The sequence below is a fragment of the Pseudomonas sp. Sample_23 genome (genome assembly GCF_004307595.1).
Classification (GTDB): Bacteria; Pseudomonadota; Gammaproteobacteria; order Pseudomonadales; family Pseudomonadaceae; genus Aquipseudomonas; species Aquipseudomonas atacamensis.
This window is the reverse complement of the sequence record NZ_RCNX01000038.1, coordinates 1-26,575: the sequence shown is the minus strand read 5'-3', so window position 1 is coordinate 26,575 and position 26,575 is coordinate 1. Positions and strand designations below refer to the sequence as shown.

Sequence of the window (26,575 nt, the reverse complement as noted above, 5' to 3'; positions counted from 1 at the left end):
CGGGGCAGTGTAACGGAGCTCAGGCCGATTGGCGCGTTTGAAGGCTGCGACCGGCAAGCAGTGATAACACACCATCAATCACTCGAGGGTCGGCCAGCACCCGCTGATGGCCGCCGCTTTCCAGGCGCAGCAGGCGGCTGTCGAACCAGGCTTCGTGAATCAATTGCGATTCTTTGACCGAGACGAAATTGTCGTCCTCGGCGTGCACGATCAGGCCGGGCATATCCAGTTGATAGTGGGCCACGTCCAGCGTTGCGGCGCGCATGCCGACGTCCTGCTCGACCTGACGAATAAACGCCGAACGCGCGCGCGGCGGCATGCCAACCATTCGCGCAAAACCGCGCAGCACGCCGAGAATCCGCGACGGTGCGGCGATGCTGACCAGAGTTTCCGTGCGCAGACCCAATTGCACGGCGAGCATCGCGCTGGCGCCGCCCATGGAATGGCCGATAACCGCTTGCAGCGGCGGCAATTCGGCAGCCGCTTCAAGCATGGCGCGGGCGAACAGCACTACATTGGCTTCGCGCCCAGGGGAGCGACCGTGAGCCGGGCCATCAAGCGCGACGACGGTATAGCCGGCATCGACCAGAGCATTGATCAGCGAGGCGAACTGCGTTGGCCGCCCTTCCCAACCATGCATCAGCAACACTGTCGGGCCTTGGCCCCAGCGCAGCGCCGACAGGCCGAAGCGCAACGTGATGCGTTCGGAGCTGGCCAACAGCGGCAGCTCCCAATCGCGCAGCGGTAGCGCGCGGGGCGTCATGAACGCCAGACGCATTTTGCTCGCCACCAGCTTCGGTGCAAACCAGCCCAAGGTACCGTTAACGCCACGAACCCACTTCAACGCGTTCATCGCACTCTCCTCAGGCTTGTTGCCTTCAGGTCAACGCACCGCCGACTTGGCGGCGCGCAGCAATCGATCGGATAACTCTCCCGGACCCAGCGCCCTGGCCAAGGCCAGACCACCGACCATCAACGCGACATCGGCCAAAGCCTTGTCGGTGTCTTCAGGGCTGGCGGCCAGTTGCGCGACCATCAGCTCCAGATGCTCGTTCAGCGCGATGCGGAACGACTCCGGCAAACGCCCCAATTCGCCAATCGAGGCCGGAATCGGGCATGCGGCTTCGCTGGAATCCCGGTGTTTGCGTGACAGGTAGAACGCAGCCACCAAAGCGCGACGCTCTTCGCCGGTCAGATCGGCGTCCATGTCGGCAATCAGGTCGCGACGGCGGCCCAGCAGTTGCTTGAACGCTTCGAGCATCATCGCGTCCTTGCTTTCGAAGTGTGCGTAGAAGCCGCCGACGGTCAGGCCGGCTGCGCCCATCACTTCGCCCACGCTCGGGTCAGCCGGGCCGCGCTGAATCAGTGCGGCGCTGGCAGCCTTGAGGATGCGTTCGCGGGTTTGAGCTTTTTTATCGTTCATCGTTGCCTCCGAATATTACGACTAGAATATTATTCGCATAATAATATTCCGCAAGTCATGAATATGACCGCTGGTCTGAAGCACAGTGTAAGGAAAAAGGAGAGTTGGCCAAACGCCGGACAAACAAAAGGGCCATTCAATAATTGAATGACCCTTATAAATCCCGCAGAGCGGGTAATCGTGGCGTCCCCTAGGGGACTCGAACCCCTGTTACCGCCGTGAAAGGGCGGTGTCCTAGGCCACTAGACGAAGGGGACACAAACCCTTCTATACAACTGATCAGTGCTGAGAGCTGATCGATTCAAGGCCGGTGTGGCCAGACCTTGAACTGTAAAATTGGTGGAGCTAAGCGGGATCGAACCGCTGACCTCCTGCATGCCATGCAGGCGCTCTCCCAGCTGAGCTATAGCCCCGGATTTTTCGCCTCGCGGCGGAGTGATCTCTTGCAACATCACTTCTGTAAAACTGGCGTCCCCTAGGGGACTCGAACCCCTGTTACCGCCGTGAAAGGGCGGTGTCCTAGGCCACTAGACGAAGGGGACGCAAACCCTTCTATACAACTGATCAACGCTGAGTGTTGATCGCTTCAAGGCCAGTGTGGCCAGACCTCGAAGTGTAAATTGGTGGAGCTAGACGGGATCGAACCGTCGACCTCTTGCATGCCATGCAAGCGCTCTCCCAGCTGAGCTATAGCCCCTCATCGCTGAGGACGGGGCGAATCTTAAGGGCGTATCGAAAGCCTGTCAAACTTATTTTTGAAAAATTTCAAAATTTTTTGCCGGGATAACAATCACTTACCGCCCTCCCCCGTAAATTCGGGAGAAACGCCGAAGGCAGGATCAAAAGATCGCAGCCTTCGGCAGTCCTGCAGAGAAGCAAAAGCAATCAGGCGATGGCGCCCAAGAGCTTTTCCCACTCTTTGTTTTCTTTCTTCGACACGCCGCCCAGCAGGTCAATCGCCTGGCGCAAGCGGAATCGGGTGAGATCCGGGCCGAGGATTTCCATCGCATCGAGCACCGACACCGAACTCGCCTGCCCGGTGATCGCAGCAAACATCAGCGGCATCGCATCGCGCAGTTTCAGCTCGAGGGATTCGACCACCGCCTGAATCGTCGCGGTGATGCTGTCCTTCTCCCACTGCCGCAGACTTTCCAGTTTCCACAGGATCAATTGCATCAACTGGCGAACCTGATCGCCGGAGAGTTTTTTCGACTCAAACAGCTTGGCATCCGGATTCACGCCGCCAGCAAAGAAGAACCCCGCCAGCGGTGCGACCTGGCTGAACGTTTCAACCCGGCCCTGCACGTGCGGCGCGATCTTCATCATGTAGTCGGAGTTGAACGCCCACTTCTGCACGCGGGCGGCAAACTCTTCCACCGGCAGATCGCGCAGCCACTGGCCGTTGAGCCACGACAACTTCTCGATATCGAAGATCGGCCCGCCGAGGGAAACGCGCTTGAGGTCGAAGTTGTCGACCATTTCCTGCAGCGAGAACTTCTCGCGCTCGTCCGGCATCGACCAGCCCATGCGCCCGAGGTAGTTGAGCATCGCTTCCGGCATGAAGCCCATGCGCTCGTAGAACGTCACCGAGGTCGGGTTCTTGCGCTTGGACAGCTTGCTCTTGTCCGGGTTGCGCAGCAGCGGCATGTAGCACAGCTCTGGTTGTTCCCAGCCGAAGTATTCGTAGAGCAAGATCAGTTTCGGTGCCGATGGCAGCCACTCTTCGCCACGCAGCACGTGGGTGATGCCCATCAGGTGATCGTCGACGACGTTGGCGAGAAAGTACGTCGGCAGGCCGTCGGTCTTCATCAGCACTTGCATGTCCATGCGATCCCACGGGATCTCGACGTCGCCACGCAACATGTCCGGCACTACGCAAACGCCTTCGCTCGGCACCTTCATACGAATCACGTGCGGTTCGCCAGCAGCCAGGCGCGCCGCGACTTCTTCCTTCGACAGCAGCAGTGCGCGGCCGTCGTAGCGCGGAGTTTCGCCGCGAGCCATTTGCTCGGCGCGCATCTGATCGAGTTCTTCAGCAGTGCAGAAGCACGGGAACGCATGACCCATGTCGACCAGTTGCTGGCAGTACTTCTGGTAGATATCGCCGCGCTCGCTCTGCCGATAAGGGCCGTGCGGGCCGCCGACATCCGGGCCTTCGCTCCAGTCGATACCGAGCCAGCGCAGGGCGTCGAAGATCTGCTGTTCGGACTCGCGGGTCGAACGCAACTGATCGGTGTCTTCGATGCGCAGGATGAACTCACCGCCGTGCTGCTTGGCAAAGCAGTAGTTGAACAATGCGATGTAAGCGGTACCTACGTGGGGGTCCCCGGTAGGCGATGGCGCGATGCGAGTGCGGACGGTGGTCATGGCTTGTCTCGAAAAAATGAAGAGCAGAACAATCAAGCGGCGAATGGTAACAGGCGACACCCGCCCCGCTCCAGCGGGCAGGGTATTTAAGCCGGATGCGCTAGGCCGTCCGATTTGTGTGAAGGCCATTCGCGAGCAGGCTCGCTCCCACAGGGAAACACAATGATCGTTCCCACGCTCTGCGTGGGAAAGCATCCTGTGACGCTCTGCGTCACGCGAGCGATGGGACGCAAAGCGTCCCGGGCGGCGTTCCCACGCAGAGCGTGGGAACGATCCCTTATACCGTAAGCAATCGTTCGCGCAGTTTGGCAATCTCGTCACGCATCTGCGCCGCCGCTTCAAACTCCAGATCCCGCGCCAATTGGTACATCTTCTCTTCCAGCGCGCGGATGCGTTTGGTGATTTCGCTTGGCGAGCGCAACTCGGCTTCGTACTTGGCGTTCTCTTCGGCGGCCTTGGCCATGCCTTTGCGCTTCTTGCTGCGCGAACCCGGCACGGTGGCGCCTTCCATGATGTCGGCGACGTCCTTGATCACACCTTTCGGGGTAATGCCATTCTCAAGGTTGAAGGCGATCTGCTTCTCGCGACGGCGCTCGGTCTCACCAATCGCGCGCTCCATCGAACCGGTCATGCGATCGGCGTAGAGAATCGCCCGGCCATTGAGGTTACGCGCCGCGCGACCGATGGTCTGGATCAGCGAGCGCTCGGAACGCAGGAAGCCTTCCTTGTCGGCATCGAGAATCGCCACCAGCGACACTTCCGGCATGTCGAGGCCTTCACGCAGCAGGTTGATCCCGACCAGCACATCGAACACGCCGAGGCGCAAATCGCGGATGATCTCGACGCGCTCGACGGTGTCGATGTCCGAGTGCAGATAACGCACGCGCACGCCGTGGTCGGCGAGGTAATCGGTCAGGTCTTCGGCCATGCGCTTGGTCAGCGTGGTGACCAGCACACGTTCTTCGATCGCTACACGCTTGGTGATTTCCGAGAGCAAGTCATCGACCTGGGTCAGCGCCGGCCGCACTTCAACCTGCGGGTCGACCAGGCCAGTCGGCCGCACCACCTGTTCGACCACGCGCCCGGCGTGCTCGGCTTCATAATTGCCGGGCGTTGCCGAGACGAAAATGGTTTGCGGGCTGACCCCTTCCCACTCGTCGAAACGCATGGGCCGGTTGTCAAGCGCCGAAGGCAGGCGGAAGCCGTACTCGACCAGCGTCTCTTTACGCGAACGGTCGCCCTTATACATCGCGCCGACCTGCGGCACGCTGACGTGGGATTCGTCGATCACCAGCAAGGCGTCGGCCGGCAGATAGTCGTAAAGGGTGGGTGGCGCCGCGCCGGCCGGACGCCCGGACAGGTAGCGCGAATAGTTTTCGATGCCGTTGCAATAGCCCAGTTCGAGGATCATTTCCAGGTCGAAACGGGTGCGCTGTTCCAGACGCTGGGCTTCCACCAGTTTGTTGTTGCTGCGCAGGTATTCGAGGCGCTCCTGCAATTCGACCTTGATGCCTTCGATAGCATCGAGCAGGGTTTCCCGAGGCGTCACGTAGTGACTTTTCGGGTAAAAAGTGAAGCGCGGCATCTTGCGGATGACTTCGCCGGTCAGTGGGTCGAAGGCGGAAATGCTCTCGACCTCGTCATCGAACAGCTCTATGCGGATCGCTTCGAGGTCGGATTCCGCTGGGAAGATATCGATCACATCGCCACGTACGCGGAACGTCGCCCGGGCGAAATCCATGTCGTTGCGGGTGTATTGCAAGTCGGCCAGGCGCCGCAGCAGCGCGCGTTGATCGAGCTTGTCACCGCGATCAACGTGCAAGACCATTTTCAGATAGGTTTCCGGACTGCCCAGACCATAGATGCATGAGACCGTGGTGACGATGATCGCGTCCTTGCGTTCCAGCAACGCCTTGGTCGCGGACAGCCGCATCTGCTCGATGTGGTCGTTGATCGACGCGTCCTTCTCGATGAAGGTGTCGGACGACGGCACATAGGCTTCGGGCTGGTAGTAGTCGTAGTAGGAAACGAAGTATTCAACGGCGTTGTTCGGGAAGAACGCCTTGAACTCCCCGTACAACTGCGCGGCCAGGGTCTTGTTCGGCGCCAGTACGAGCGTCGGCCGCTGGACCTGGGAGATGACGTTGGCAATGCTGAAGGTCTTGCCCGAACCGGTCACACCGAGCAGTGTCTGGTGCGCCAGCCCGGCGTCAATGCCCTCAACCAACTGGCGAATGGCTTCCGGCTGATCGCCGGCAGGCTCGAAGCGGGTGACTAGCTGGAATTCCGACATACACACCTCTGGAATCGCGGCGTTCCGCGTCAGACGGAGCACCACGAGGACGACCGCAAACGACCGATGTCGCGCAAGAAAAAACCTGGATTGTGCTGAATGTGGTGGCGATTGCCTGACCTTTCAAGGCAAACGTCCTACATCCGGTAAAGAGTCTGACAAAGTCAATCGACTAACGGTCAAGAAATAATCGGAAAAACTTACCCTAAAAGCCGATTCGCCTGTCGCCATTGCGCGGTGATGGCCTCTATACTAGCTCCCCGTTTGTGCACCGCTCTAGTGCATTCGGCTGGAGCGCGACACGTCCCTCCACTCTCCATTCAGAGCCGCCGTAATAATGAGCCTGTTCTCCGCTGTCGAAATGGCACCCCGCGATCCAATCCTGGGCCTCAACGAAGCATTCAACGCCGATACCCGGACCACCAAGGTCAACCTGGGCGTGGGCGTGTACTGCAACGAAGAGGGGCGAATTCCACTGCTGCGCGCGGTGATCGAAGCCGAGACGATTCGCGTCGCGCAACACGCTTCGCGCGGTTACCTGCCGATCGATGGCATCGCTGCCTACGACCAGGCCGTGCAGAAATTGCTGTTCGGCAACGACTCGCCGCTGACCAGCGCCGGTCGCGTCATCACCACTCAGGCCGTCGGCGGGACCGGCGCACTGAAAATCGGTGCCGACTTCCTCAAGCAACTGCTGCCGAACGCCGTCGTGGCGATCAGCGACCCGAGCTGGGAAAACCACCGCGCGCTGTTCGAAACCGCTGGTTTCCCGGTGCAGAACTACCGTTACTACGACGCTGCCACCCATGACGTGAACCGTGCCGGCATGCTCGACGACCTCAACGCCCTGCCGAACGGCTCGATCGTTGTCCTGCATGCTTGCTGCCACAACCCGACCGGCGTCGACCTGACCCCGGCGGACTGGAACAAGGTGCTGGAAGTGGTCAAGGCCAAAGGTCACGTGCCGTTCCTCGACATGGCTTACCAGGGTTTCGGCGACGGCATCGACGAAGACGCCGCCGCTGTGCGCCTGTTCGCCGAATCCGGCCTGACCTTTTTCGTCTCGAGCTCGTTCTCCAAGTCGTTCTCGCTGTACGGCGAACGCGTTGGCGCACTGTCGATCATCAGCGAATCGAAAGAAGAAAGCGCGCGCGTGCTGTCGCAGGTCAAACGCGTGATCCGCACCAACTACTCCAACCCGCCGACCCACGGCGCCAGCATCGTTGCTGCGGTGCTGAACAGCCCGGAACTGCGCGCGCAGTGGGAAGCCGAGCTGGCCGAGATGCGCCTGCGTATTCGCGGCATGCGCGAGCAGATGGTTGCCCTGCTGGCGGAAAAAGCCCCGGGCCGCGATTTCAGCTTCGTTGGTCGTCAGCGCGGCATGTTCTCCTACTCCGGCCTGACCACTGAACAAGTGCATCGCCTGCGCAACGAGTTCGGTATCTACGCCCTGGACACCGGCCGCATCTGCGTGGCCGCGCTGAACCAGAGCAACATCAAGGCTGTGACGGACGCGATCGTTCAGGTCATCTGATTTCGGCCAGTGATGAAAAACGGGAAGCCTTTTGGGCTTCCCGTTTTTATTTGTCTCTGGAAACGCCTTGCAACCTCTAGACTGCACACAATTCAAAGTGTAGGAGCTGACGAGTGCAACGAGGCTGCGATCTTTTGATCTTGTTTCTAAGATCAAGATCAAAAGATCGCAGCGTTCCGCAGCTCCTACCGGTTTTGTGTACACCCGAGATTTTTTGAAGAGAACCCACATGAAAAACGACAACCTGCGCGCTGACCGTGACGACCTGGATGATTTCATCCCGCGCGCTCCGGCCAAGCGTGAAAAGAGCCTGGTGCTGCAAGTCGCCACCGGGGTATTCCTCGGTGGCCTGGCCCTGTGGCTGGTGCAACTGGCGGCGACGGCGGTCTATGCCAAGCTGATGCTCGGCACGATTACCTTCGGCAGTTAAGCCAGCTCGGCCGAGCGTTGAGTGGCAGCATCGTCGTAAATCACATACAGCGATTCGGCGACCTGGCTCTTGATGGCCTTGCTGCTTTCAAGACCAAGCACGAAACCTTCAGCCTTGCCGCCAGCGCGGTTCAATTCTTCGGCTGTGCTTGCCCCGGTGATTGCATCGAAAAGTTTTTCGGCGTGCGGGCCGATCCCTTTGGGCAGGCTGATCTGTGCAGTGCTCATGCGAGCACCTCGGTGTTACGGGTGATTTGAGTCATGGCGCGTACCTTTGCGGCGAATGGCCGGCAGCGCGTGTGACCACTTCCGGGCTGCCATGGTAGACCTCTGAGGCCTTTCTGGTAACCGCCAATCGCTGACAAAATGCCGTCCGTCCCGCTGAATCGCAAAAGTTGCCAGGCGATGCTTGACTTCTCTTTTTGAATCAGTAACATACGCACCAATTCCGCAATAGCTCAGTTGGTAGAGCAAGTGACTGTTAATCACTGGGTCCCTGGTTCGAGTCCAGGTTGTGGAGCCAAATAGCAAAGCCCCTGAATCGCAAGGTTCAGGGGCTTTTTTGTGGGCGCACGAAAAATACCAAAAGGCCGATCTGTTTGGGCAGATCGGCCTTTTCTGTTTCAGACGCAGCGGTCAGACATGTTCGCTGCTTTTCACCTGCACCCTAGGCGCGCCGTGGCCATGGTCGTGATCATCCGGCTCGATCACCGGCACTTCCTTGCCATCGCAATCATGCAGCTTGCCGTCGCTGAAGTAATCGCCTTCACGCAGCGCGGCGAGATCGCGATAACGCAGCGTGCGCTCTTCGGCGGCGGCGAACACCGATTGTTGATCCGAATTGCCGGCCGTGAAGTGGTTGAACGCCAGGTTGAGCAGGATCGCCATGATTGCCGACGAACTGATGCCCGAATGGAAAATAGTCGCGAACCAGCTCGGGAAATGATCGTAGAAGTTCGGCGCGGCGATCGGGATCATGCCGAAACCGATCGAGGTGGCAACGATGATCAGGTTGACGTTGTTGCGGTAGTCCACCTTCGACAAGGTGCGAATGCCGCTGGCCGCCACGGTGCCGAACAGCACGATCCCGGCGCCGCCAAGGACCGAAGTCGGTACGGCAGCAATCACCCGGCCCATGAACGGCAGCAGGCCGAGCACCACCAGGAACAAGCCGCCGGTAGCGACCACGAATCGGCTCTTGATCCCGGTCACCGCCACCAGCCCGACGTTCTGCGCGAAAGCACTTTGCGTGAACGATCCGAAGATCGGCGCGAACATGCTCGACAGCATATCGGCACGCAGGCCGTTACCCAAGCGTTTGGAATCCACCTTGGTGTCAATGATCTCGCCCACGGCGAGGATGTCCGCCGAGGTTTCCACCAGCGTCACCATGACCACAATGCACATCGACAGGATCGCGGCGAAATGGAAGGTCGGCATGCCGAAGTGGAACGGTGTCGGGAAGCCGAACATGGGGCCGGTGGTGACACTGGAGAAATCCGCCATGCCAAGGAACACCGCCAGCACCGTGCCGATAACCATGGCCAGCAGAATCGACAGCCGAGAAATGGTCGCGCTGCCAACCTTGCTCAGCAGCAACACCAGCACCAGCGTGACCGCCGCCAGACCGATGTTCTGCATGCTGCCGAAGTCCGGCGCGTGGCTGTTGCCGCCCATCGCCCAGCGTGCAGCAACAGGCATCAGCGTCAGGCCGATGGTGGTGATCACAATGCCGGTGACCAGCGGCGGAAAGAACTTGGTGATGCGAGAGAAAACCGGCGTGATCAGCAAACCGATCAACGAGGCGGCAATCACCGCACCCAGCACCGATTGGAAACCGCCCTCCCCGCCGCTGCTGACGATCGCAACCATGGTCGCCACGCCGGAGAACGATACGCCCTGGACCAGCGGCAGCTGACAGCCAAAAAACGGTAGACCCAGGGTTTGCAGCAACGTCGCCAGCCCCCCCGCAAACAATGAAGCAGCAATCAACAGACCAATGTCCGCAGGCGACAGACCGGCCGCCTGGCCAATGATCAGTGGCACCGCAACGATACCGCCGTACATGGTCAGAACATGTTGCAGGCCGTAAGCCATATTCGCGCCGACCCCGAGGTTTTCGTCCTCGGGCCGTTGGTGTGAAACATGGGGCGTTTTCATGGTGGGGGGTTCCCTGGTTTTTGTTATGCGCACACTGTATTCAATACTCAGGACAAATGTCCATAGAGTTGTATACAACTTATCAGTCACATAATGGTTAGGTAGCCATCCAACCTTCTAGCCTGCGCTTCTTGCCCTAACAAATCCGGCAACACATCCCCGCTGCGTCCGCACCAGTGCCCACTAGGCTGAAGTGTTCACGGCGACCGACGGTGCAGTCGCGCTCTTTTTTATACATATAAAGTATGCATAATGAAGTCATTCAAGATTCAGTACGACAAAAGCAAAAACGCAGCCAACAAACTCAAGCACAAAGGCATCAGCCTCGCCGAAGCCGAACCGGTTTTCCATGACGAACGCGCACTGACACTTGAGGACAACGACCATGACGAACAACGCTGGATCACCCTCGGCCTCGATGCCAAAGGTCGTGTGCTTGCCGTTGCTTACAGCTATCGCGAAGCCAATGTTGTTCGAATCATTTCCGCACGTCTCGCCACACCCAGCGAACGGCGCGCGTATTTTCAGGAGGCTTGAACGATGAAAGACGAATATGACTTTTCCACAGGTAAACGCGGCGCAGTAGCGCCGAACAAGGGCAAGACACGCATCACCATCATGCTTGATGACGCGGTGATCGAAGCAGCGCGTACTGCCGCAGAAACCGAGGGCTTTGGCTACCAGACTGTGATCAACAACACCCTGCGCCATGCTCTGCTTGATAGCCCACGCCAGCAGGGAAGCGCTGACGATTCAGGTCTGACGGGGCAATTCAAGAAAGGCATCACCGCCACCGATCTCAAGAGTCTCGAGCGAAAGCTGTCAGCGGCCATCGGCGAAATCCGTCGCGTATTGGAGCCTGATGTAAAGCCTTAGATGGAGGCTGGCGCGATGACCCGAGCCAGCGCTTGTCGCACACGCGGTGAATCAGGCACCTGAAGATCGAACTCGCGCCGCAGCAATTTCATCAGCTCGTCGACGTCCGCCACCTCGCGCCGCTCACTGTCCGCGCCCATGTGATGAATGGCAAAACTGCCGTTGTTCAGGGTTTTGCGCCAGCCAGCGCCGGTACGCGCGACCATCAGGCGCTGGGCAAAAGGTGACTCGGGATGGGTGGAGACGTACCAGTTGCCGACGCTGTAATCGATGTCTTCCTGGCGTTGCAAATCGAACAGGTACATCGGCCGCCATTCGCCTGCGACCTTGGCGCGCAGCAGGTAGCCATCGCTCTGCTTGTCGATGCGGTAGGGTTCGTGCGGGGTTAGTTGCTCATGTTCACTGTCGAGCAACAGCGGCGCGGTGGGCACCATGCCGCCGAAGCCGACATCGGTGATGTAACGCACTGCATCGATGGTCACCAGACTCAAACGATGGGTCCGCGCCGTCCAGCTGCCTTCCGGCTGATTCATCACCACGCGCCCGCTGATCGCCCGCGCGTCGAAGCCCAATTCAAGCAGCAGCGCATAGAACAAATGATTGAGCTCATAGCAGTAGCCGCCCCGCCCTTGCTGCAACACCTTGTCTTCGATGGAGACCAAGTCGATCAACACCGCCTCTCCACTGATCGTTGCCAGATTTTCGAAAACAAACCGAGCGGTGTGGCGCAGTTGCAACTGACGCAAGGTTTCGAGCGTCGGCGGCGGCGGCGCATCGAAACCCAGACGTTGCAGGTACAGATTGGTATTGGTCAGCCGTGGCGCACTCATTGCTCGATCCTTATGCATGGGCCGCAGAACACTGCGTGGATGTTGCCCTGTATACGGGATCAGGCACGGCTTTCGACAATTGATTTCGCCAATCGCCCGTTCAGCGCTTTTTCCGCGAAGCGATGCGAATCCACGTCGGCGCATGGTCGCTGGCGTGCGGTTCGTTACGCACCCAGGCGTCAACACCGGCGTCGTGCAGATACGGGCTCAATGCCGGGTTGAGCAGCAGGTGGTCGATGCGCAGGCCGGAATTGGTTTGCCAATGGTTACGGAAATAATCCCAGAAGGTGTAGAGGCGCTCTTCGGGATACACGTGGCGCAGAGAATCGGTCCAGCCCTGATCCAGCAGCCGCTGGTAGCACTCGCGGCTTTCGGGTTGCAACAAAGCATCCTTGAGCCAGGATCGGGTGTTGTAGATGTCCATGTCGGTGGGCACGACATTGAAGTCACCGGCCAGGACCACCGGGTGATCGCTGCTTTGCAGGTCTTTGGCGTAATTGATCAGACGCTCGAACCAGGCCAGTTTGTAATCGAATTTCGGCCCCGGCTGCGGGTTGCCGTTGGGCAGATACAGGCAACCGACCAGCACACCGTGCACCGCCGCTTCGATATAACGGCTGTGGGTGTCATCGGGATCGCCGGGCAAACCGCGTCGACTCTCCAACGGCTGCGCATCACGCGCCAGAATCGCCACGCCATTCCATGACGCCTGGCCCTGCCAGATTGCGCCGTAACCGGCGGCCTCCAGTTCGGCGGCGGGAAATGCGCTGTCGACTGATTTGAGCTCTTGCAGGCAGACGATGTCCGGTTGCTCGCGTTTGAGCCATTCCAGCAGATTCGGCAGCCGCGCGCGCATGCCGTTGACGTTGAAGGTGGCGATCCGCAGGTTTTTCATCGTCTGCAACTCCTGCCCGGTGGGATTGCAAATTGTGACCCTGAGAACGCCGCGCAGGTTGCATCGAATCACAATACGACAGCTCAGACGCGATTACGCAGCCATTGCAGAAAGCCTCTTTTCGGCGCGACCACGGGCGTTTCCTCGGTCAGCGACTGTGCCTTGTGCAGACGGAAATCGAGCAACGCCTGCATCGCATCATGAATGTCATGGCGCGCGTCCAGGCACGGTTTCAGGTAGGACTTCTCGATGCGATACAGGGCGCAGAAAGTCTTCGCGGAAAAATCCGCCGGCAGCGCGGTGTCGGAAAGAATCCCGGCCTCACCGATCACCTCGCCCGGCCCCATGCGCCCGGATTCAAGTGGCGCACCATGGCGCTTGAGCGTCACCGATACCACGCCGGATTCAATGATGAACAAATGATCGCTGACCTCCCCGCCCGCGAGAATCGTTTCGCCGGCGCGGAAAGTTTGCAGGGTCATGTTCTGGCTGAAGGTGTCTTTCTCTTCTTCACGCAGAGTCGAGAAGATCGGTGAGCTTTCCAGCAGCGCCCGTGGCCGCGACAACTGCGGTGCGGCGCTGGTCTCGTTGCTGGACAGCAGGTTGACCCCGGACGCCTGCAAATGCCGGTAAGCGAGGTCGAACAACTGATTGCGCACCACGCGCTTCTCGCCCATCGAGGCGACAAACCCGCTGATTTCGTATTCCGCGCCGCCGCTGGCAGAACTCTTCAACGACACGCTCGGCGCCGGTGTGTCGAGCAATTGCCGGCAGCCTTGCATCGCTCGCTCCAGCGCCTCGATTACCGAACTGGGTCGGGCATGGGGGCTGACGGGCACGCTGACGGAAACGCCGAACATATTGCTCGGTCGGCTGAAGTTGATGATTTTGGCTTTCGCCGCCAGCGAGTTGGGAATCACGGCCATGCTGCCCTGACTGGTTTGCAGACGCGTGGCGCGCCAGTCGATGTCGGTGACGCGGCCCTCGGTGCCGTCGATGGAGATCCAGTCATCAAGTTGATAGGGCTTGGTGGTGTTGAGGACGATGCCGGAGAACACGTCGCTCAAGGTGCTCTGCAAAGCCAGGCCGACAATGATCGCCAACGCGCCGGACGTCGCCAGCACACCTTTGACTGGCAGATCGAGCACGTACGCCAGCGCCGCAATGATCGCGATGAGGAAAATCACCGCGCCGAGCAAGTCCTGCAACAGCCGGCCGGTATGGCCGACCCGTTGCATCATCACCGCGCCGATCAGCACCGTCAGGGTCCGCGCACCAAACAGCCACCAGCCGATCTGCAGCCCGGTTGCCGCCAGATGCAGCGGCACGTTGTCGGCCCACGGCGCCGGCTCCATCGGGTTGAGGCCTTCGTTGAACAGCACAATGCTGAACAGGGCGAAAATCAGCACCCGCACCAACAGCTTCCATTCGCTGCCGCGAGAGCTGATCAGCCGCCACAGGCCAAGATCGAGCAGGATCAGGATCAACGCGCTAAACAACGGGTGTTCGGTCAGCAGAGACAGCATCAAACAACTCCGACAAAGGCCAATCGCGAGAAGATCGCACAGATTGGCACAGTGTAGGAGCAATTGATTTCGGTGGAGGAGCACCGGCTTACAAACACGGCAAAACCCTGAGCTGACGAAGGCTGCGATCTTGAGGCTGTGGGACGCGGAGCGTCCCCGGCTGCATTCCCACGCAGAGCGTGGGAACGATCAGACGCTGAACAACCTGTGGGAGCGAGCCTGCTCGCGAAGGCGTCATGTCAGTCACTACTTCTTCGACCGAATCAGAGCATTCGCGAACAGGCTCGCTCCCACAGTGGAGTTTCAGTTGCCAGTAAAGCTCGGGGTCAGGCGTGCATCTGGCCAAAACGCCCGGACTGGAAGTCGGCGAAGGCCTGGTGGATTTCCTGCTCGGTGTTCATCACGAACGGGCCATGGCCGACGATCGGTTCGTCGATCGGCTCGCCACTGAGCAGCAATACCACCGCGTCTCCGCTGGCCTGGAGGGTGAGTCGATCACCGTCGCGTTCGAACAGCGCCAACTGCCCTACCCCAACCGATTCCGCGCCGTTGACCTGCACCGAACCCTTCAACACCACCAGCGCGGTATTACGTCCTTCGTGCAGATCAAGCGTCAGCAACTTGCCGGCATTGAGGCGCAGATCCCACACGTCGATTGGCGTAAAAGTCCGTGACGGTCCGGTGTGCCCATCGAATTCGCCGGCGATCAGACGCAGGCTGCCGGCGTTGTCCTTGAGCGCGATGCTTGGAATGTCGCGGTCGAGAATGGTCTGGTAACCCGGCGCGGCCATTTTGTCCTTGGCCGGCAGGTTGACCCACAGCTGGACCATTTCCAGCTTGCCGCCGGTTCGGGCGAAGTTTTCCGAGTGGAATTCCTCATGGAGGATGCCGGACGCTGCGGTCATCCACTGCACATCACCCGGGCCGATGGTGCCGCCGCTGCCGGTGGAGTCGCGGTGTTGCACTTCGCCGTCGTAAACGATGGTCACGGTTTCGAAACCACGGTGCGGGTGCTGGCCGACGCCACGCTGTTCAGTGGTCGGGGTGAATTCGGCAGGACCGGCGTGATCGAGCAGCAGAAACGGGCTGATGTGCTTGCCCAGGTGGTCGTAGGAAAACAGCGTGCGCACCGGGAAACCATCGCCGACCCAATGGCCGCGCGGGCTGGTGTAAATGCCGATGATATTTTTCATGGGGTCTCCAATGGGTAAATGCATTGGATTAAGCGTAAGGGCATATCGAATATTCGACTAGAGGGTGGAAATCGGCTTGAGTGTTCCATATGCAGAACAATTGAGTCAGCGGCGCGCATTTCGCGAGCAGGCTCGCTCCCACAGGAATCTGCAATGGTTCAGAGGCACCGTGCGAGGCCGTGCATGGCTTCGCGCAACCTGTCGATGGCGCGGTCGATGACAGCGCTGTCACTGTCTCGGCACGCCGTGTCCAGATCTGCACACGCCGCAACAACCCGCGCAGCCCCAACCATTTGCGCACCGCCCCTGATGCGATGGGCCAGCTCACGCAGGCCGTTGCGGTCGCCGACGTGGGTCTGATCCAGAGCCTGGAGATCATCGCGCAAGCTATTACCGACTTCCTTGCGCAAACGCTCGATCAACGATTGATCGGCATCGGCCATCTGCTCCAGGGCACTCAGATCAATCTCGACGGGTTCGGCATTTGGCGGTTCATCTTCGTGGCGCTCGCAACGATGAGCGCCTTTCAGGGCTTCAGCCAGATCATGCAAACGAATCGGTTTGAACAGGCAACCGTCCATGCCAGCGTCCAGACAACGCAAACGCTCTTCGACCTGCGCATTGGCCGTAAAACCGAGGATCAGACAGGGTGCGCGGCCGCTGGCGGCTTCTTCGTTGCGAATCGCCTGTGCCAGCTCATAGCCATTGCGTCGCGGCATGTTGCAGTCGGTAATCACCACATCGAAGGCCTGGGTTCGCCAGCGGTCCAGCCCCTGTTCGCCATCGCCCACATCTACCGTGCGATGCCCCAGTTCGCTCAATTGCCAGCACATCAGCAAGCGGTTGACCGGGTGATCGTCCACCACCAACACGCTTGATACACAGGTAGCGGCTGCCGCCTCGGGCGTTGCCAGTGTGGTCGTCACAGCTGTCAACAGCGGCAAGGACAGATTCATTTCCACTCGCGTGCCTTGCCCGAGATCACTATCGAGACCCAGCGTGCCGCCCATCATTTCGCAGAGGTTACGGCTGATCACCAGACCCAGGCCGGAACCGCTGCGCGCCGCTTGAAGACTATTGCTCGCTTGAACGAACGGGCTGAACAGGCGCTTTTGATCTTCGCCGCTGATGCCGATGCCGTTGTCTTCGATGCGCAACAGCAAGTCCACTTCAGCGTCGGTCATGGCGATGACCTGCAAGCGCAAACTCACCTCGCCCACCTCAGTGAATTTGATCGCATTGCTCAACAGGTTCGACAGCACCTGTTTGAAGCGCGTCGGATCAATCAGCACATCCACGTCGGCGCGCGGATCAAGTTCGATGCGCCACGAGAGCCGTTTCTGCCGCGCCAGCCCTTCGAACACTCGGCATACCGATAACACCGTCTCGCGTAAATTGGCCCGCTCGGGCGAAAGGGACAAATGCCCCGACTCGATACGGGCGATGTCGAGAATGTCGCCAATCAACGCCAATAATTGCTGGCCGGCATTCGACGCCACCTGAATTGCCAGTCGATCAGTCACGCCCTCCTCTGCGCGCTTGAGCGCCAGTTCGAGCATGCCGATCAAGGCGTTCATCGGTGTGCGAATCTCGTGGCTCATGGTCGCCAGGAAAGTGCTTTTGGCCCGATTGGCCTCATCCGCTGCGTCCTTGGCCTGTTGCAGTTGCAACAACCATTGCTGGCGCTGATGGATCTGCCGACGCTGCCAGCCGATCCAGATCAGGGCCAGCAGCAGCAAGCCTGCGGCGCCGGCAAAACCAAGCAGAATTTCGCGGCGATGGCGCGACCAATAGCTGTCCTCCACCACCACATCGTGGCTCCAGCGCTCGACCAGTTCATCCATTTGCTGCGGCGCGATGCTCAGCAACGCCTTGTTCAGGATCGAGTGCAGCAGCGCCGACTGCGGCGCCGTGGCCAAAGCGATGCGCGCCGGCTGATCGCCTACGGTGCCGGTAATACGCAGGCGGTCGCGGTATTGGCGGGCGATCAGAAAACGCGCCACCAGCAACGAGCTTACCGTCACGTCGACCTGTCCACGGGCAATCAGCGCCATGCCTTCGGCGGGGCTTTTGACTTCGACCAGACGCAGGCCGGGAACCCGTTGCAAGAGGTATTCGCGCAACGGGTGGCCGCGATAGATCGCCAGGCGTTTGCCCGCCAGTTCGTCGAGCGGCAATGGATGTGGTCCGTTCGCTGCGCTGACTAGCACGAACGGATTGTTCAGATAGGCGCGGGTGAATTGCAGCTGCGCTTCCCGCTCGGTGCTCGGCGTCACCACGGGCAAAATATCGAGTGCGCCGGCCTGAAGTTGTTCGAACTGGTCGTTCAGCGAGGTGCCACGCACGATCTCGAAATTCAGCCCGCTGCGCTGCGCAATCAGGCTCAGCAACTGCGCTGCCAGCCCGTTGAAGCGTCCATCAGCATCGAAAAACGCCAACGGCGCGAAGTCTTCGACAGCGCCGACCCGCACCACCGGGTGCTGATCCAGCCACTGCTGCTCGGCGGCGCTGAGCTGTACCCGCGACTGTTCGGCCATCTCGGCGAGGCCGACGCTCCAGCGCTGTTCGATCAGATGGCGACGCTCCATGGGCACGGCCAGCAAGGCCTTGTCGACGATGCGTTTGAACACCACATCGCTGCGCAACAACGCAAAGGCGAACGGATTGGCATCAAGCCCCGACGGCCCGGCCAGTTGCAGGTCGTTGCGATAGTTGGTGTTGATCAGATAATTGGCGCTGATGAAGTCGCCCAGGTACACGTCGTCGGCACCGAAGGCGACCGCGCCGAGTGCATCCATGGCCGAAGCGTAAAGCTGCACGTGGGCGCCGGGGTAGAACGCCTGAACATGGGCCAGCGGCAGGTAATCCTCGACCATGGCGATGCGTTTGCCTGCAAGGTCGGCGGGCAGTTTCTCGTCGTGACGCGTGACCAGCATCGGCTGATCTTCAGCATACGGCCGCGACAGAACAAAGGCCGGATCCGCCGCTTCGAAACTGTTCGAGGTGCCCAGGAGTTCGACGTCAGCGCGCTTGAGTGCGGCCATCAGTGCGGGACGATCGGCGAAACGCCGCACTTCGATCCTGATGCCGAGCAGTTGTGCCAGCAGATCGGCGTAATCGGCGGTCAGCCCTTCCAGTTCATGCTGTTGGCGGGTGATCTCAAAGGGCGGGTAATCCGGGCCGGAGATGCCCATGCGCAAGACTGGATGCTCACGCAGCCACTGGCGCTCCCGATCATCGAGGCGCACCTGGATACCCCCCGGTTCGAGGCGCGCCAGCACCTCCAGCGTCTGCGGCTGGTCATTCGCCCCGACCGAGGCAACAAGCCCCAGCCACAGCAATAAAACCCGCAGTCCCTGCGTCATGTCGGGGTACTCAGATCAAGTGATTGCGCTTGGCGAACTCACGCAGAAGCACCAGCGAACCCAGGCCAAGTTTCGCCATCATGCGGGTCTTGTAGGTGCTGACGGTTTTGTGACTCAGGTGCATTTCCAAAGCGATGGCCTTGTTCGGTTTGCCCAGCGCCAGATTCACGAAAATGCATAACTCTCGATCGGACAGCTGCGCGATCAGCTCCTTTTCCGTGCGTTGCACGGCGTTGTACAGACCGCTGGTATTGGGCAATGCGGAGAAATAAGTGTGGCCGGACATCAATGCCTTGATGGCTTCGTGCAGCAGAGTCAGTTGATTGCTCTTGGTCACGTAGCCCCGTGCGCCGGCGCGCAGACAGCGCTCCTGGTAATGCGTGGGCTCATGCATGCTGAACACCAGCACCCGGCAACGCGCCGTTGGCGCCTTGATCTGGATTCGCGTCAGCACTTCCAGACCGTCCATCGATCCCAGCCCCAGATCGAGCACAACCAGGTGCGGATCATGCGCGCAGATCAACGGCACGACTTCATTGCCATTGGACGCTTCATGAATCCGGGTGAAGCCTTGAGCCTGCAGAACGATCCGAATGGCCGCGCGCACGACTGGATGGTCATCGACGATCAGCGCTGACTTCATTGGGACTCCTGCAAAATCGAAGACACCGCAACAGTCTGTCCCGGAGTCGGTGGCTGCGCCGGCACTGTTACATGGATGGGCAAGAGAATCACCTGTCAGGTCTGACAGTTGTGCAGAGTGTTTTTTTATGCATTGGCATGGCGCAACGATGCGTGGGCGTCAGGCGCTGCCTGGGGTTCGTCGCAAGTTTCGACTCTCGCCATTACCTGCCCGATGAGCTGTGAATTGGGCAATGGCGTCGGGCTGATCTGCGCGTTTTCCTGAGCAAACCCGGCAGCCGCCTGCAAAGGTGCCGACGGTTCGTTGTAGATCAGAGCATGGCGAACCTGTGGGTTATCGAGCAGAAAGCCCAGCAGATCGAGAGAGCCTGCCGCCAGTTCGGCATTGATCACCAGCACATCGAACGGCTCGCAGCCATAGTCGACCAGGGTCAACAGTTCGCCGAGAGTCTGCACCGGGGCGACGCGGTAGTAGCCGAGCGCGTTGAACAGGCGCTCGATTTTCATGCGATGAAAATGCTGCGGGTCGGCGATCAGGATGCGCAACGCTTTGTTGCTCATGGTCATTCTCCCGGTGAGGTTTGGGGAGGGCAAGACTACGCAAGCGTCGGCGATAGCTCTGTAGGACTTTTCCTAAAAATTTGGTCATTCATCCGGCGGCCCTGACGCACCAATATCCCCTGCTCGCGAAGGCGGTATACCTGTCAGAAATTTATTGACTGACACGGCGCCTTCGCGAGCAGGCTCGCTCCCGCAGGGGAAAGCATTCCATGGCGGTTATTGCCAGCCGAACCGGCGGATGTAGAAGCCTTTAACGGCTTGGGTCAGCGCCATGTACGCCAGCAGAATCACCGGCAGAAACACGAAATACAGCGACGGCAGCGCCTGCAACTTGAAGTAATGCGCCAGCGGCCCCATTGGCAGGAAGATGCCGACCGCCATGATGACCCCGGTCATCACCAGCAGCGGCATGGCGGCGCGGCTTTGCAGGAACGGGATCTTCGGCGTGCGGATCATGTGCACGATCAGCGTCTGGGTCAGCAGACCGACCACGAACCAGCCGGACTGGAACAGCGTTTGGTGATCCGGCGTGTTGGCGTCGAACACGTACCACATCAAGGCGAACGTCGTGATATCGAAGATCGAACTGATCGGGCCGAAAAACAGCATGAAGCGCCCGACGTCAGCCGGCTGCCAGCGCTGCGGCTGTTTCAGCATCTCGTCGTCGACGTTATCGAACGGAATGGCGATCTGCGAGATATCGTAGAGCAGGTTCTGCACCAGCAGGTGCATCGGCAGCATCGGCAGGAACGGGATGAACGCGCTGGCAACCAGCACCGAGAACACATTGCCGAAGTTGGAGCTGGCAGTCATCTTGATGTACTTGAGCATGTTGGCGAAGGTGCGCCGCCCTTCGAGCACGCCCTCCTCCAGCACCATCAGGCTTTTTTCCAACAGGATGATATCCGCCGCTTCCTTGGCGATGTCCACCGCGCTGTCCACGGAAATGCCGATGTCGGCGCTGCGCAGCGCCGGCGCGTCGTTGATACCGTCGCCCATGAATCCGACCACATGGCCGTTGCCCTTGAGAATGCCGACGATGCGCTCTTTGTGCGATGGCGTGAGTCTGGCGAAGACGTTGGTCGTCTCGACCGCCATAGCCAGCTCAGCATCGCTCATGCGCTCAATGTCATTGCCCAGCAGCAAACCCTGTTGGGCGAGGCCGACCTCGCGGCAGATTTTCGCCGTCACCAGTTCGTTGTCACCGGTCAGCACCTTGACCGCCACGCCATGCTCGGCCAGGGCCTTGAGCGCTGGCGCGGTGCTTTCCTTCGGTGGATCGAGGAATGCCACGTAACCGATCAGCGTCAGCTCCTGTTCATCGGCCAGGCTGTAAATTTCGCGACCTGCTGGCATTGAGCGAGCCGCGACCGCCACCACGCGCAGACCTTCGGCGTTGAAGGCGCCAGTGACTTGGCGAATCCGCACCAGCAATTCATCGCTCAAGACTTCATCGACCTCGCCGTGACGCACCCGACTGCACACCGCCAGCACTTCTTCCACCGCGCCTTTGCAGATCAATTGATGGGGCTGACCGCGGCCCTCCACGACCACCGACATGCGCCGGCGATTGAAGTCGAACGGGATTTCATCGACCTTGCGAAACGCACTGCCGACTTTCAACTCGCGATGGATTTCGACGTGTTCCAGCACCGCCACATCCAGCAGGTTTTTCAGGCCGGTCTGGTAGTAGCTGTTGAGGTAGGCCAGTTCCAGCACAGCGTCAGAATCCTCACCCCAGACATCGACATTACGCGCGAGAAAGATCTTGTCCTGAGTCAGGGTGCCGGTCTTGTCGGTGCACAGCACGTCCATGGCGCCGAAGTTCTGGATCGCGTCGAGGCGTTTGACGATGACCTTTTTGCGCGACAGGAACACGGCGCCTTTGGCCAGGGTCGAGGTGACGATCATCGGCAGCATTTCCGGGGTCAGGCCGACGGCAATCGACAGCGCGAAGAGCAGCGCTTCGCTCCAGTCGCCTTTGGTGAAACCGTTGATGAACAGCACCAGCGGCGCCATGACGAACATGAAGCGGATCAGCAGCCAGCTGACCTTGTTGACGCCCTGCTGAAACGAGGTCACCGCGCGGTCCGTCGCGCCGACCCGTTGCGCCAGCGCACCGAAGTAGGTGCTGTTGCCGGTGGTGAGAATCAGTGCAATCGCGCTGCCGGAGACGACGTTGGTGCCCATGAACAGAATGTTGTCCAGCTCGAGCGGGTTACGCGTGTCGCGATCGGTCTGCCGGGTGAATTTCTCCACCGGCATCGACTCACCGGTCATTGCTGCCTGGCTGACGAACAGATCCTTGGCGCTGAGCACGCGGCAATCGGCGGGAATCATGTCGCCGGCCGAGAGCACGATCAGATCGCCGGGCACCAGTTGCTTGATCGGCAGCTCCCGCCGTGGCCCATCCCGGCGCAGCACCGTAGCGGTGTTGCTGACCATGGCTTTGAGCGCATCGGCGGCCTGATTGGATTTGCTCTCTTGCCAGAAGCGCAGCAGCGTCGACAGCACCACCATGGAGAAAATCACCACGGCCGCCTTGAGGTCTTCGGTGAGCCAGGAGATCACCGCGAGCAGAGTCAGCAGCAGGTTGAACGGGTTTTTGTAGCAGTGCCCCAGATGGGTCCACCACGGCAGCGGTTGCTCGTGTTCGACTTCGTTGAGGCCATGTTGCGCGCGCAGAGTATCGGCCTCGACCTCGGTAAGCCCTTCGCCGTGCGTGCCCAACGACGGCAGCAACGCAGCGCTTTCTTCATGGGCGGCAGCGACCAGCGTGTTGGCCAGCGTCGGCGGCACTTCACGGCTGACCGATGTGTCATTGATCGAATCCAGCAGCGCGAGTCGACGGAAGTGCCGGGCAATGTGGCGGCTGCGCAGAAAGCCTGCGAAAAATTCCTTGAGCGTGAGTTTCATGGCTGTGTCCCCTGTGGTCAGCCGGGAAACCGTCGAGCAGGTACCGCCGCGCCCTGGCACCGGGAAAACCGGCACGGCAAGGCGTGGCACGCCGGTCGGGAATGACAGGCGTGTCGATAGGCGGCGCTGACGATTGAGGTCGTCAGCACGCTTGTTTCAGCGTCGTTGAGAAGGACGTCGAGACACGACCCAGAACTGGCCATGCACGGGATGCCGCTGCTCGCTGTTACGGCGAGACAACGGCAGGGAAAGGCTGCGCGTTATCTTGCCGAGAATCTGCCGGTGATCGAGACCGGCCGACAACTGTCACTCGAACAAGTACCCACTGTGGGTCTCCGCAATTGATGAAAACGCGCGCAGCTTACGCCCGCAGCGAAACGGCTGGAAGAGGTGTTTTCGGGGAATGTGGGGGGTGTTCAGGAAGGGTTCAGAATTTCCCCGCGATCGTTCCTGCGCTCAGCGTAGGAACGCCTCATCGGACGCTCCGCGTTCGGCTTCTGAAAGGGACGCGAAGCGTCCCGGGCTGCATTCCCACGCAGAGCGTGGGAACGATCATAATGTGGGGCTTTCCATGGCCCCTTCGCGAGCAGGCTCGCTCCCACATTTTGCCCTGCGTTCACAGAACCATTGTGGGAGCGAGCCTGCTCGCGAAAGCGGTATGTCAGGCAATGCAGATTCAGCTGGCAGTCGCCAACAACAACTCCGCCACCGAGCGGCTGTGCCCGCGCTGTTTGCCATGCTCGTACAGCGAGCCGGCGATTTCATCGGCGCGAATCGGCAGCACCGACAGCAGCGTATCGCTCAGGCCATGGCTGGCCTGGCAGAAGCCCTGCATATAAATGCCGGCCTTGCAGCGCTCGTCGGTGATCAGTTTGTAGTTGCGATCGACCTCGAACTCACCGAGGTATTCCTCCAGCGGCGCGAGCAACTTGCGGTGCATCTGCCGCTCGTAACCGGTGGCCAGCACCACGGCGTCATAGATTCGCACCGTGACTTCGCCGGTGGCGTTGTTGCGCACGGCCAGTTCGATACCGTTTGCGGTGGCAGTGGCGCTCTCGACGGTGGTCAGGGTGCGGAACGCATGGCGGGCAATCCCGGAAACCTTCTGCCGGTAGAAGATGCCGTAGATGCGTTCGATCAGGTCGATGTCGACAACCGAATAGTTGGTGTTGTGGTACTCGTTGACCAGACGCTCGCGCTCGACGCTGTTCTGCTGGAACACCAGATCAGTGAATTCCGGCGAGAACACTTCGTTGACGAACGGGCTGTCGTCCGCAGGCTTCAACGCCGAACCACGCAGGATCATGTCGACCTGCACCGACGGGAACGAATCATTCAGGTCGATAAAGGCTTCCGCCGCGCTCTGCCCGCCGCCGATGATGGCGATGCTCATCGGTTGGTTGTTCACGCACGGCTGCCTGGCCATTTGCGACAGGTATTGCGAATGGTGGAATACCCGGTGATCGCCCTTCAGTGCTTTGAACGCCTCCGGAATGCGCGGTGTGCCGCCAGCGCTGACCACCACCGAACGCGTGGTACGCACGAATTGCTGGCCGTCGCTGCCCCGGGAAATCACCCGCAAGGCCTCAACCTGCTGGTTGTGCAACACCGGTTCGATGAACTGCACTTCTTCGCCATAACGGCTCTGCGCGGTGAACTGCCCGGCCACCCAGCGCAGGTAGTCGTTGTACTCCATGCGGCATGGATAAAAGGTGCCGAGGTTGATGAAGTCGACCAGACGCCCGTGGTGCTTGAGGTAGTTGACGAACGAGTAAGGGCTGGTCGGATTGCGCAGGGTCACCAGGTCCTTGAGGAAGGAAATCTGCAACTCGCTCTGCGTCGACAAGGTGTTGCCGTGCCAGCTGTAAGTGGCCTGCTTGTCGAGGAACAGCACATCCAGTTCGCCCTGGATCCGGCCGCGTTCCTGCAGAGCGATGGCCAGTGCCAGGTTCGAAGGGCCGAAACCGACGCCGATCAGGTCGTGAACGATGGGCGATGCAATTGCCTGTGTCATTTCCAGTGTCCTCTGGATGAACCCCTCAACGCGGGGAAATAAAGCCTGGGTGGCCTGACCGGCCTGAATCAGGTCAGCAGGTCGTCTGTTGAGTAGGAACGAGGACGATGAAAGGAAATTTAACCGGCGCGGCTCACTGGCCATCCCATTGCTGGATGCGCAAGCGGCAATGCTTCATGGCGTTGACAATGTGTTTTTCCACCAGCGCCCGGGAGATGCCGAGGGTCTGAGCGATTTCCGGATGGGACATTCCTTCGATCTTGCGCAGCAGAAAACTGTCGCGGCACAGCGGCGGCAACTCGGCGAGTGCGCGCTGGAGCATTTCTAGACGCTGGCCGTGATCGAGGGTGCCATGGGGGGACGGGGTGAAATAGCGCTCTTCGTTGTCGAGCACGTCCAGCGATTCGACCTGGCGCAGCGCGTTGCGGCGGTGATCGTCGATAACCAGGTTCAGCGCGGTGCGATAAAGGAAGGCCCGTGGTTGTTCGATCGGCACCTCGCTGGAGCGCTCCAGCACCCGTACATAGGCGTCATGCACCACATCCTCGGCGACCTGACGGTTGCCCAGTCTGGCGTTGAGGAAACACACCAGCTCACGATAGTAGTTTTCCAACATGACTCCCGACCGCATCGATGCCGTTTCTGTCCTTGAGCGCACTGATCAGACCTGCGAATCACGCAGTAGCAAGATAGTGGCAACTTGAGGTGCGTAATTTATAGTAATTCTCATATAGATTTAAAGAGTTGATTCCATATCCCGGACAAATAGTCGTGGCCCGGCTGCGGTAACTCGATGTGTCTGCGGCTAAATTCCGTCGCCCATGCCTCGTTTACAGGACAGCCCCTGTGTCTGTCGTGCCTTGCGACGGGCCGCAACCACTGGCCGGAACCCTGCATGAATCGTCCCCGCCCCGCCCGTCGCGCGCTGTTTGCCGCCCTCTGTCTGATTCCCGTGATCGCCGTCGCTGCCTGGCAAGTCTTGCCACCCGGTCGCGACGCCGTTGCCACTGTGCAGGTCAGCCGCGGCGATATCGAAAACAGCGTGACGGCGCTCGGCACCTTGCAGCCGCGCCGCTATGTGGATGTCGGCGCACAGGCTTCGGGGCAGATTCAGAAGATTCACGTCGAGGCCGGCGATACGGTCAAGGAAGGCCAGTTGCTGGTGGAAATCGACCCGTCGACACAGAAAGCCAAGCTCGATGCCGGGCGTTTTTCCATCGAAAACCTCAAGGCGCAGCTGCAGGAGCAACGTGCCCAGCACGATCTGGCGCAGCAGAAATACCAGCGCCAGCAGAAACTCGCCGCCGGTGGCGCCACCCGCGAGGAAGACGTGCAGACCGCGCGCGCCGAGGTTCGCGCAACCCAGGCGCGCATCGACATGTTCCAGGCGCAGATCCGTCAGGCCCAGGCCAGCCTGCGCAGTGACGAGGCGGAACTCGGTTACACGCGCATCTACGCGCCGATGAGCGGCACCGTGGTCGCCGTCGGTGCGCGCGAAGGCCAGACCCTCAACGCGCAACAACAGACCCCGCTGATCCTGCGCATCGCCCG

General features: G+C 60.1%; 21 protein-coding genes and 5 tRNA genes. 6 read left to right on the top strand and 20 right to left on the bottom strand.

Annotated features, from left to right (window positions below; translation table 11 throughout):
* Positions 1–19 precede the first annotated feature (19 nt).
* The 8 genes from D8U82_RS09875 to uvrB form a co-directional block, all read right to left on the bottom strand.
* Positions 20–853, bottom strand: coding sequence for an alpha/beta fold hydrolase (locus D8U82_RS09875; protein ID WP_125927218.1), 834 nt, complete (start codon positions 851–853; stop codon positions 20–22).
* A gap of 30 nt (positions 854–883) precedes the next feature.
* Positions 884–1,423, bottom strand: a complete 540-nt coding sequence (locus D8U82_RS09870; protein WP_016773921.1) for a TetR/AcrR family transcriptional regulator — start codon at positions 1,421–1,423, stop codon at positions 884–886.
* Positions 1,424–1,604: 181 nt separating this feature from the next.
* A tRNA-Glu gene (locus D8U82_RS09865) sits at positions 1,605–1,680 on the bottom strand.
* A gap of 80 nt (positions 1,681–1,760) precedes the next feature.
* Positions 1,761–1,836 (bottom strand) — tRNA-Ala (locus D8U82_RS09860).
* 53 nt (positions 1,837–1,889) lie between these two features.
* Positions 1,890–1,965 (bottom strand) — tRNA-Glu (locus D8U82_RS09855).
* Between the two features lie 79 nt (positions 1,966–2,044).
* Positions 2,045–2,120: transfer RNA gene (locus tag D8U82_RS09850), tRNA-Ala, on the bottom strand.
* A 188-nt stretch (positions 2,121–2,308) separates the two neighbouring features.
* Positions 2,309–3,790, bottom strand: coding sequence for a glutamate--tRNA ligase (gene gltX / locus D8U82_RS09845; protein ID WP_071171803.1), 1,482 nt, complete (start codon positions 3,788–3,790; stop codon positions 2,309–2,311).
* 277 nt (positions 3,791–4,067) lie between these two features.
* Positions 4,068–6,083 carry an excinuclease ABC subunit UvrB gene (uvrB, locus tag D8U82_RS09840; protein WP_024012378.1) on the bottom strand — a complete coding sequence of 672 codons (2,016 nt, stop codon included), beginning with the start codon at positions 6,081–6,083 and terminating at the stop codon, positions 4,068–4,070.
* A 337-nt stretch (positions 6,084–6,420) separates the two neighbouring features.
* Between uvrB and D8U82_RS09835 the strand changes: the two genes are divergently transcribed.
* Positions 6,421–7,617, top strand: coding sequence for an amino acid aminotransferase (locus D8U82_RS09835; RefSeq protein ID WP_125927217.1), 1,197 nt, complete (start codon positions 6,421–6,423; stop codon positions 7,615–7,617).
* A 229-nt stretch (positions 7,618–7,846) separates the two neighbouring features.
* A complete protein-coding gene (locus D8U82_RS09830; protein ID WP_041478524.1) occupies positions 7,847–8,047 on the top strand; it encodes a hypothetical protein in 201 nt (66 codons plus the stop codon).
* Here D8U82_RS09830 and D8U82_RS09825 read toward each other — a convergent pair.
* Positions 8,044–8,274 carry a hypothetical protein gene (locus D8U82_RS09825; RefSeq protein ID WP_024012377.1) on the bottom strand — a complete coding sequence of 77 codons (231 nt, stop codon included), beginning with the start codon at positions 8,272–8,274 and terminating at the stop codon, positions 8,044–8,046. The genes D8U82_RS09830 and D8U82_RS09825 overlap by 4 nt on opposite strands.
* Positions 8,275–8,493: 219 nt before the next feature.
* On the opposite strand from D8U82_RS09825, the gene D8U82_RS09820 reads away from it, so the two are divergent.
* Positions 8,494–8,569, top strand: a tRNA-Asn gene (locus D8U82_RS09820).
* 113 nt (positions 8,570–8,682) lie between these two features.
* Here the strand turns inward: D8U82_RS09820 and D8U82_RS09815 are convergent.
* Entirely contained in the window at positions 8,683–10,206 is a 1,524-nt protein-coding gene (locus D8U82_RS09815) for a nucleobase:cation symporter-2 family protein (protein WP_122692920.1), read from the bottom strand.
* A gap of 252 nt (positions 10,207–10,458) precedes the next feature.
* Here D8U82_RS09815 and D8U82_RS09810 point away from each other — a divergent pair, with 252 nt between their 5' ends.
* Positions 10,459–10,743: a BrnT family toxin gene (locus tag D8U82_RS09810; RefSeq protein WP_041478522.1), complete on the top strand. Its 285-nt coding sequence runs from the start codon at positions 10,459–10,461 to the stop codon at positions 10,741–10,743.
* 3 nt (positions 10,744–10,746) lie between these two features.
* Positions 10,747–11,082: a BrnA antitoxin family protein gene (locus D8U82_RS09805; protein WP_122506464.1), complete on the top strand. Its 336-nt coding sequence runs from the start codon at positions 10,747–10,749 to the stop codon at positions 11,080–11,082.
* Here D8U82_RS09805 and D8U82_RS09800 read toward each other — a convergent pair.
* The 10 genes from D8U82_RS09800 to D8U82_RS09755 all read right to left on the bottom strand — a co-directional run bounded on the left by D8U82_RS09800 (position 11,079) and on the right by D8U82_RS09755 (position 25,640).
* The gene (locus tag D8U82_RS09800) at positions 11,079–11,912 is read right to left on the bottom strand and encodes an arylamine N-acetyltransferase (RefSeq protein ID WP_130902128.1); all 834 of its coding nucleotides are present in this window, start codon (positions 11,910–11,912) and stop codon (positions 11,079–11,081) included. The two genes, D8U82_RS09805 and D8U82_RS09800, sit on opposite strands and share 4 nt — an antisense overlap.
* 100 nt (positions 11,913–12,012) lie before the next feature.
* Positions 12,013–12,807: an exodeoxyribonuclease III gene (gene xth, locus D8U82_RS09795; RefSeq protein WP_122700508.1), complete on the bottom strand. Its 795-nt coding sequence runs from the start codon at positions 12,805–12,807 to the stop codon at positions 12,013–12,015.
* A gap of 83 nt (positions 12,808–12,890) precedes the next feature.
* On the bottom strand, positions 12,891–14,333 hold the full coding sequence (locus D8U82_RS09790) for a mechanosensitive ion channel family protein (protein WP_024012372.1): 1,443 nt from the start codon (positions 14,331–14,333) through the stop codon (positions 12,891–12,893).
* 326 nt (positions 14,334–14,659) lie between these two features.
* On the bottom strand, positions 14,660–15,526 hold the full coding sequence (locus D8U82_RS09785; protein WP_130902127.1) for a pirin family protein: 867 nt from the start codon (positions 15,524–15,526) through the stop codon (positions 14,660–14,662).
* Between the two features lie 158 nt (positions 15,527–15,684).
* Entirely contained in the window at positions 15,685–18,891 is a 3,207-nt protein-coding gene (locus D8U82_RS09780) for a transporter substrate-binding domain-containing protein (RefSeq protein ID WP_130902126.1), read from the bottom strand.
* Positions 18,892–18,901: 10 nt separating this feature from the next.
* Positions 18,902–19,534, bottom strand: coding sequence for a response regulator transcription factor (locus tag D8U82_RS09775; protein ID WP_024012369.1), 633 nt, complete (start codon positions 19,532–19,534; stop codon positions 18,902–18,904).
* Between the two features lie 125 nt (positions 19,535–19,659).
* On the bottom strand, positions 19,660–20,094 hold the full coding sequence (locus D8U82_RS09770; protein ID WP_016773907.1) for a hypothetical protein: 435 nt from the start codon (positions 20,092–20,094) through the stop codon (positions 19,660–19,662).
* A 216-nt stretch (positions 20,095–20,310) separates the two neighbouring features.
* Positions 20,311–23,010, bottom strand: a complete 2,700-nt coding sequence (mgtA, locus tag D8U82_RS09765; RefSeq protein WP_130887381.1) for a magnesium-translocating P-type ATPase — start codon at positions 23,008–23,010, stop codon at positions 20,311–20,313.
* A 676-nt stretch (positions 23,011–23,686) separates the two neighbouring features.
* Positions 23,687–25,024 carry a SidA/IucD/PvdA family monooxygenase gene (locus D8U82_RS09760; RefSeq protein WP_016773905.1) on the bottom strand — a complete coding sequence of 446 codons (1,338 nt, stop codon included), beginning with the start codon at positions 25,022–25,024 and terminating at the stop codon, positions 23,687–23,689.
* 133 nt (positions 25,025–25,157) lie between these two features.
* Positions 25,158–25,640, bottom strand: a complete 483-nt coding sequence (locus tag D8U82_RS09755) for a sigma-70 family RNA polymerase sigma factor (RefSeq protein ID WP_016773904.1) — start codon at positions 25,638–25,640, stop codon at positions 25,158–25,160.
* 279 nt (positions 25,641–25,919) lie between these two features.
* Here D8U82_RS09755 and D8U82_RS09750 point away from each other — a divergent pair.
* Positions 25,920–26,575 (top strand): efflux RND transporter periplasmic adaptor subunit (locus tag D8U82_RS09750; protein ID WP_130902125.1); only part of this gene is annotated, 656 nt, incomplete at its 3' end.